9 protein-coding genes are annotated in these 7,349 nt (G+C 54.7%); 4 read left to right on the top strand and 5 right to left on the bottom strand.

Annotated features, from left to right (window positions below; genetic code table 11):
- From NW819_RS01130 to NW819_RS01140, 3 genes are all read right to left on the bottom strand, one after another.
- The coding region (locus tag NW819_RS01130) for an ArnT family glycosyltransferase (RefSeq protein ID WP_414412635.1) at nt 1-577 on the bottom strand (577 nt) is incomplete at its 3' end.
- Nucleotides 570-1,634: a CIA30 family protein gene (locus NW819_RS01135; protein ID WP_414412636.1), complete on the bottom strand. Its 1,065-nt coding sequence runs from the start codon at nt 1,632-1,634 to the stop codon at nt 570-572. The genes NW819_RS01135 and NW819_RS01130, both read right to left, overlap by 8 nt.
- A gap of 38 nt (nt 1,635-1,672) precedes the next feature.
- Nucleotides 1,673-2,950: a cysteine desulfurase gene (locus NW819_RS01140; protein ID WP_414412637.1), complete on the bottom strand. Its 1,278-nt coding sequence runs from the start codon at nt 2,948-2,950 to the stop codon at nt 1,673-1,675.
- 184 nt (nt 2,951-3,134) lie between these two features.
- Here NW819_RS01140 and NW819_RS01145 point away from each other — a divergent pair, with 184 nt between their 5' ends.
- Both NW819_RS01145 and psb35 read left to right on the top strand, forming a co-directional pair.
- Nucleotides 3,135-3,353: a hypothetical protein gene (locus NW819_RS01145; RefSeq protein ID WP_011433585.1), complete on the top strand. Its 219-nt coding sequence runs from the start codon at nt 3,135-3,137 to the stop codon at nt 3,351-3,353.
- A gap of 134 nt (nt 3,354-3,487) precedes the next feature.
- Nucleotides 3,488-3,796 (top strand): photosystem II assembly protein Psb35, encoded by a 309-nt coding sequence (gene psb35, locus NW819_RS01150; protein ID WP_414331646.1) that lies wholly within the window; start codon nt 3,488-3,490, stop codon nt 3,794-3,796.
- Nucleotides 3,797-3,968: 172 nt separating this feature from the next.
- Here the strand turns inward: psb35 and NW819_RS01155 are convergent, their stop codons facing one another.
- Together NW819_RS01155 and NW819_RS01160 are read right to left on the bottom strand one after the other, a co-directional pair.
- Nucleotides 3,969-4,913, bottom strand: a complete 945-nt coding sequence (locus NW819_RS01155; RefSeq protein WP_414351995.1) for a hypothetical protein — start codon at nt 4,911-4,913, stop codon at nt 3,969-3,971.
- 88 nt (nt 4,914-5,001) lie between these two features.
- A complete protein-coding gene (locus NW819_RS01160) occupies nt 5,002-5,676 on the bottom strand; it encodes a response regulator transcription factor (RefSeq protein ID WP_011433588.1) in 675 nt (224 codons plus the stop codon).
- Between the two features lie 193 nt (nt 5,677-5,869).
- Here NW819_RS01160 and NW819_RS01165 point away from each other — a divergent pair, with 193 nt between their 5' ends.
- Entirely contained in the window at nt 5,870-6,616 is a 747-nt protein-coding gene (locus tag NW819_RS01165) for a rhomboid family intramembrane serine protease (RefSeq protein ID WP_414412638.1), read from the top strand.
- 65 nt (nt 6,617-6,681) lie between these two features.
- Nucleotides 6,682-7,278, top strand: coding sequence for a Uma2 family endonuclease (locus NW819_RS01170; protein WP_414412639.1), 597 nt, complete (start codon nt 6,682-6,684; stop codon nt 7,276-7,278).
- Nucleotides 7,279-7,349 lie beyond the last annotated feature (71 nt).

The raw sequence follows: 7,349 nt of genomic DNA on the forward strand, positions 1-7,349 counted from the left end.
CCAGGGGCAACACCAGCCCCACCGGCCCTTTGGCCAACACTGCCAAGCCCAGGGCCAGCGCCCCCACCGCTCTCCACCTGCGTCCAGAGTACCCGGCCCGCCAGGCCTCCTCGGCGGCCCAAAGGGATCCCAGCCCCACACCCATGCCCAGGTTGAGTAGCGGGTCGATGAGGCCGGTTTTGTAAAAAAACAAGGGCAGGTAGCCTGTCAGCAGCAAGATCCCCCATAGGCAGCCGAACCCCATCCCGCCCAGACAGGATCCCCACCCCACCAATAGCGCCACTGTGATCCCGCCCACCCAGGCATTGGGCAAGCGCGCTGCCCCTTCGTTCATCCCTAAAACAGCCATGGACAGGGCCTGCAGCCAAAAAAAGAGAGGGGGCTTCTCGAAAAAAGGCTCCCCGTTGATCGCCAACGAGAAAGGATCCCCGCTGACCAGCATCTGCCGCGCCAAGCTGGCGTAGATCAGCTCATCCCAGTCGAACAGGTAGGGGATCCCCTGACCTACCCACAGCCACAGGCCGGCCAAAAGCCCCATCCCCAGGGATCCCTTGAGGCGGCCCAGAAAGCTAGGCATGGAAAGCTTCTGAAGACACCACCCGGCCCACATTTTGAGGCGACCGCATCAGCCGCAGCAACTGGGCTGCCAGAGCGGATCCCTCTGTCTCTACCGGAATCTCCACCCCACACCAACGGCTGGAGCTACCCTGCAGGGCAGCTATCCACTCCGGGGCAAGGGATCCCCGCGCCACCCCGATCAATTGCGGCAGAGGCTCCCGACGATACAGCCCAATCCAGCGCAAGCCCAGTTGAAAAGGCCCCGGTCGGAAACGGGGGTTCAAGCGGCCATCCGCCTCAAACTTGCTCAACATCACCTGCAGAGAGCAGATCTGGCGAGTATTGAGCGCAGGAGCCGAAGGCACAAGGCGGGCGCGGAACGTGGCAACCATCTCCGCAAAGGGGATCTGAACGGTCTGCTCTTCTCCCGGCGCAGTGTCGAACGCATAGCCGTAGGCGGGGCTGTCCCAGCCGCCTTGATCCCGCAGTAAGACCTTATACCGCTGCCCATCCCCTCGCAAGCGCAGCTCCAGACCGGCAAACCCCGACAAGTCCAGCGGCGGCTGCCAATTGCGGGTGCGCGTGGAAACAAACCCCCCAAAGTTGGCCGTGGAAACCTGGCCTGCGAACAGCAGCTCCTCCTTTCCCCAGAGCAGTTGGCTTTGGCTCGCCCCGCCCATCACCACATCGTCCAAAATGCCCCAAAACCGATGCAAATCCGGGTTGGGCCGGCGAAAGTCGAACAGCATCCGCTCCGTTTGCCCACTGCTGCGCAATTGCTCCAGATAAGCCTTGGCCGTTGGTGGATCCCCCAAACCTAGGATCACGGTTGCTGTCGCCCAATCTGGTGTCTGGCTCACCTCCACGCCCTGCTGCCGCAGGGCCTCCGCCAACCCGTCAGGCAAACCTTCCCCCACCACCCCTATCTGGATAGCGACCGGCTCGGAAAGAGAAGGTGGCACAAAATCATCCTCCACGGCCTGGAACCCATTCTGAACCCAACGCCACACCTCAGCCCAAGGCAGGGCCTCATAGTAGGTGAGCGTGTTCCAGAACCGCCCCAGATCCCAAGGCATGAGTCTACCTCATCTCTTCAGAGGTCTATCCCGGATCCCTAGCTTAGGGCAGCGCCGAAGAACTCCACCGCTTCTGCCAACACGTCTAAAAAGCGATCCACCTCCGCCAACGTGTTGTACAGGTAAACACTGGCTCGGGCAGTGGATTGTACTCCCAAATAGCGATGGAGGGGTTGAGTGCAGTGGTGCCCCGCTCGAACGGCAATGCCTTGCTCATCCAGCAAAGTAGACAGGTCGTGAGGATGGACGGCCTCCACCGAAAAGCTGACCAGCCCTGCCCGTCGCGCCGGATCCTTGGGGCCATAAACCCTAATACCCGCTATGCGCTGGATCCCGTCCAACAGGTGGGCAATCAACCTTTGTTCATGGGCATGAACCCGCTCCAGACCGATCTGGCTCAAGTAATCTACGGCTGCCCCCAGCCCCACCGCCTGGGCAATCGCCGGCGTACCGGCTTCAAATTTGTGGGGGATATCCGCATAGGTGGCGTGATCCCAGTACACATCGGCGATCATCTCTCCCCCGCCCAAAAAGGGAGGCATCGCTCGCAGCAGCTCCCGCCTGCCGTAGAGGACGCCGATCCCCGTTGGGCCACACATCTTGTGCCCCGAAAAGGCCAGCCAATCGCAATCCAGCGCCTGGACATCCACAGGCATGTGGGGCACACTCTGGCAAGCATCCAGCAGAACCTTGGCTCCGTAACGATGGGCCAGTTCAGTAATCTCCTGAACGGGGTTGATGGATCCCAGCATGTTGGAGACCTGGGTTACCGCCACCAAGCGGGTGCGGTCGCTGAGCAAAGATTGGTAGTGCTCCAGATCCAACTCTCCCTCTGGCGTGATCTGGATGAACTTGAGGTGGGCTCCCGTCTTCTGGGCCACCCATTGCCACGGGATTAGGTTGCTGTGGTGCTCCATCACCGAGAGGACGATCTCATCCCCCCGCTCCAGATGGCTCAAGCCCCAACTGTAGGCCACCAGATTGATGGCTTCGCTGGCATTGCGGGTGTAGATGATCTCCTGAGGAGAAGGCGCGTTCACAAACCGAGCGATCTTTTCCCGCGCCCCCTCATAGGCATCTGTGGCTTCGTTGCTCAGCGTATGGACCCCACGATGCACGTTGGCGTTGCAGTGTCGATAGTAATGATCCATCGCCTGCATAACCGCCAGTGGCTTTTGAGAAGTGGCGGCATTGTCAAAGTAGATTAGCGGGTGGCCGTTGACCTGGCGCTGCAAAATCGGAAAATCTGACCGCACCTGGGCAGCCAGATCGAAAGAATGGTCAAGCTTGAGAGAAGAAAGGGGGGATACCGCCATGGTCTGCGCAAAAAGCCTGCTTCCCTCAGTATGACATCGCTTCCGGCCAGCCTTCGGCAAACCCATCCGCCCAATCCCTTCCAGCATCCAGGGATCCCTTCCTCCCTGACCTGAAAGCGAAGCTTGTCACAAAATGTAACTTTGTGTTAAGTTTGGTTACAGCAACCAATACGAGGTATTAGCAATGCAATCGTCTCCCAGAATCCCTTCTCGTCTGGACTCCGCTTCTGTTGCCCAGTACTACGACACCACCAACGACTGGATCCCAGGCTGGACAGAGCAAGCGGAGCGTTGGAATGGACGCTTGGCCATGTTGGGCTTGGTGATCAGCATTGCTACAGAAGCGGTGCTGGGCCACAGTGTTTTTGCCAGCACTCTCGCCCAGTGGCTAGGTCTGCAATAACCTGCAATAATTTGTCGAAGAACTTTTCGGTAGAGCCACATTGGACATCTCACAGACTTTCTCTTCGGCTTTGAGATGTTACAGCTCTACCCTTTTTGGGAGCTTTTTCACCCTTCATCCCTCTCGACAGTCCGATGATGCTTGACAATCCCTTCCTCCCCTACATTGCCGTCATGGTGGCCGGGCTGGTGGCTGCTGTTGTGATTGGCTCGATGGCTTTCTTCAACTCCAAGCGCCCTGCTGGCTGGGAAGGCGCCGGTCGCCCGCGGTACGTGCCGCAGTACGGTCAAGACGGCGATACCCCGCCGGAGTGGGAGATTGGCTGGACGGAGAAGGCCGAGCGATGGAACGGACGGCTGGCCATGTTGGGGTTTGCCATAAGTGTTGTGGTAGAGGCCATTGTGGGCCACAGTGTGTTTGCCTCTGCACTGGGGATCCACTGATCCAAGTTGAAAGCTGTCCGGCGCCCAGTCGTCTCGAGGAAATAAAGGCGGAAGCTATGGAAGCCTGCTTTTTCCTCATGCGTGCTCTTTGTCTTTGCCGTGCAGTACTACCTTGCTTATCTCCTGGAAAGGCTGTACCCAAAGATCGGTGCCTCCTCCATTCGGTTGGTGTCTAGCCATCTGTTGCCTGTCTAATATGATTCTCAAAGGTGAGACGTGCTGGAAGCTCAGAAAGGTTCATAGGGATACCCACAAGCTTGAGTGTCTTGAAAAATAGATGGAAGTTATCTACCTTGTCACAGCGGAAGTAACAATCAGAGCTCTTTGTTGACCTAGACCCTGAGATAAACTCCAGGCGGAATACGTAACCATCCTCACTATCAATGCACAGCTTAATCTCTTTGATAGCCTGGATCCTAAATAACAATCGCTCTGAAGAACCGAAATCCTTGACTCTAACGTACTCCCTACTTATGGCAACGCATCCAAATGAAACCTCTTGTCCACGCTCAATTGCTTCTCTCATGCCTTTCCAGCGCGTGGAGCAAATGTAGCTGGCTACATACCTCATCAAAGGCAAAGACGGGGAAGATATAGATACGACAGGATTTCCTTGGCAATTGATGTAGTAGCTGTAGTATGGGTAGCATTCTGATTTGACAAAACCGACACTCTTCTTACTGAAGTCCACGTTCACGGAGACAATTTCGTTATACCTATAGGCAAGTCTGTTCTGCTTTCCTAGGATGTCACGATAGATGTCATGATAAATGAAGCCATTGCTCAAAATAACAACCCTAGATTTATAGGGTTGATTTGAGTACCAATAGTACCAAAGAAGCATCGATAAACCACCCAACAATCCAGAAAAAGCCATAGCAATAGGAGGTATGCCACTGGCCAAAGTGCTAGGGATCCATGTCCCTAAGGCAGAAAGTATTGCCGATAGAACTGCGAAGATAGGAAGTCCAATAAGTAGCAATGTAGATAAAGATACCGACACAACACGCATCAGCAAAGTAAAAGGGCTCCATTTCTCGATTGGCGTTTCTTCTGTTGTTACGAGGTATCCCAGTGACTTATCCCGTACCAGCTTTGTCTCGGCCTCTAATAACATCACTTATCCCCCCTCACTTCTTGGATAAGCTCCATTGGCAATCTATGCCAAAGTAGTGTTTAGAGACAAACTCATAATCTATTCTGTTTCACCACTGGATAATCTTTTTCTGAACGGCTGTCATACACATGGCAACGCGAGCATTGATCTCATCCTCAGAGCCGAAAATATCCAACTTTTCTTTGAGCCTCTGGATACAGTTTTGTACGGTCTTCTTGCTGGTGTGAATGCGATCTGCGATGGCCTGATCGGTGAGGGCTTCTTTGCAGAGCAAGTTCAAGACCTCAATTTCTCGTTCCGTCAGCTTCGTAAGACCGCGCAACTCCCGCGGCATGCGCAATTCTCCATTGAGGGCACTTTTGGCCCCCTCCAAAAACACGGTGCGCCGTTCCATTTTGTTGACCGCGGCAAACCCACCCTGGTGTTTGCTGATCAGGCCCACCAATGGAGTGAGCAGCAGCGGCTCGCTGGAATAGGCCATCACATTCAAGGTGGGGTAGTTCTCAAAGATATGGCGCAGGAACTCTAGGCCAGGCTCGGCAGACTGCTCTCCGCTGGTTTGACCATAGAGCAGATCGGCTACAACCAAGTCTGGTTGTTCCCGCTGCAGGCGCAGGATGGCGTCCATGGGATTGGTGACCGTAATACATTGAGCATCTGCTGCAATGCGTTGCAGCCACTCACAGTTGTTTTGAGCCACCTCTGGATGATCTTCGACGATCAAAAACTTGAGCGGGGCAGTGGGGCTTTCAACCTCGGACATCAATCCACTCCTCTAGTCCAGCCTTGCAGTTTATCCTCTGCCGGGCGGGCTTGACTGAAAACTGAAATAGGTTCACCAGCAAAGCTCCCAGCAGGTTACCCTAGTGTAGCCTCAGGTAGGGGCTTAGAGGTGAGCCTGGGGGGGTGGGAAAGGACAGGTTAGGCTAGAGGGTGACGTCAACCGGATCTGAACTGTGGTACCCCTGCAAGATCGCAACCCAACCACCCGCACAGCCTATGTCACTTATGCCTTGGTGATCGTTAACATCTTAATTTTTCTGTACCAGCTAACCCTGTCGCCACAAGAGCTGGCAGCTTTTTTCCGAGAGTGGGCAGTGGTACCGATAGAGTTGACGGCCAGTTTTCGAGGGGAGCTCACCTCTTCGTCGCGTCCAGAATGGGTAACCCTATTCACCTCACAATTTCTGCATGGGGGCTTTCTCCACATTGGCGGGAACATGCTTTTTTTGTGGGTTTTCGGCAACAACGTTGAGGATCGCTTGGGCCATGTGCGCTACCTCATCTTTTACCTGGCTTGCGGAGCTTTGGCTGCGCTAACGCAGTGGTTTTTCGATATGGGATCCCCCATTCCTTCACTGGGGGCAAGCGGCGCTATTGCCGGCGTATTGGGAGCGTATATTTTGCGCTTTCCACGGGCCGAGATCCTAACCTTGGTGCCCTTGGGTATTTTCATCACAACCCTCTACGTTCCGGCTTGGGTGTTCCTGGGCTTTTGGTTCATCCAGCAAGCTTTCTACGGCATTGCCAGCCTACAGACGCCTACCAATATCGGTATGCAGGGTGGGGGAATTGCTTACTGGGCCCATGCGGGCGGTTTTGTGTTTGGGGCCATTTTGGGGCCGCTGATGGGGTTGTTTTCCGGCAAAAGCCCTTATGACCGCCAAATGACTTGGCAACAACGTGACAGGGATCTGTTTTGATTTGATCAGCTTTGATACTTTCTCAGTCTATTGTTAATCGGATAGCAGCGTGATGGGAGAAAGCCATGGTCAGTCTATCTGCCAAGCCTCTAACTCTGGAAGACTTTCTACAACAGCCGGAAACTCAGCCCGCCAGCGAGTTCATCAAAGGAGAAATTATCCAGAAGCCCATACCACAGGGAAAACATAGCCGTCTCCAACTAAAACTGGGTAGCTTCATTAACGAGATGTTGGAGCCTTCTCAACTGGGAATGGCATTTCCAGAGCTGCGCTGCACCTTCGCCGGATACGCGATTGTGCCCGATATTTCTGTGATCCCCTGGGATCGGATCCCTGTGGATGAAGATGGCACCATTCAAAATCTCATCCCCTTTTGCCCGGATTGGATGATCGAGATTCTCTCTCCCGATCAAAATCCAATGAAGCTGGTCAAAAAAATCTTGATCGGCCTGGATCACGGCTGCCAAATGGGGTGGGTGGTGGATCCCGAAGAAAGGGTTGTTTTCGCCTACCCTGCCGGGCAGCAGCCGACGGTGCATGAGGATCCCCAAGAGGTGATCCCCACTCCTGCGTTTGCCCAAGGGATCCAACTGACAATCGCAACTTTGTTCGGCTGGATGCAAGTTCAAGCTGGCGAGAGCCACAAGTCCAATGCGGGATAGAAGAAGAGTGGATCTCCTTCCATCCCTCAATTCTCAATTCAAATTCAACATTCAGCTAGAAATCGCAGGAG

The organism is Synechococcus sp. R8-2, assembly GCF_047461715.1.
Lineage (GTDB): Bacteria > Cyanobacteriota > Cyanobacteriia > Thermostichales > Thermostichaceae > Thermostichus.

Coding starts and splice junctions, on each gene's coding strand:
- NW819_RS01135 (WP_414412636.1), bottom strand. CDS start 1,634: ATGCCTTGGGATCTGGGGCGGTTCTGGAACACGCTCACCTACTATGAG.
- NW819_RS01140 (WP_414412637.1), bottom strand. CDS start 2,950: ATGGCGGTATCCCCCCTTTCTTCTCTCAAGCTTGACCATTCTTTCGAT.
- NW819_RS01145 (WP_011433585.1), top strand. CDS start 3,135: ATGCAATCGTCTCCCAGAATCCCTTCTCGTCTGGACTCCGCTTCTGTT.
- psb35 (WP_414331646.1), top strand. CDS start 3,488: ATGATGCTTGACAATCCCTTCCTCCCCTACATTGCCGTCATGGTGGCC.
- NW819_RS01155 (WP_414351995.1), bottom strand. CDS start 4,913: ATGTTATTAGAGGCCGAGACAAAGCTGGTACGGGATAAGTCACTGGGA.
- NW819_RS01160 (WP_011433588.1), bottom strand. CDS start 5,676: ATGTCCGAGGTTGAAAGCCCCACTGCCCCGCTCAAGTTTTTGATCGTC.
- NW819_RS01170 (WP_414412639.1), top strand. CDS start 6,682: ATGGTCAGTCTATCTGCCAAGCCTCTAACTCTGGAAGACTTTCTACAA.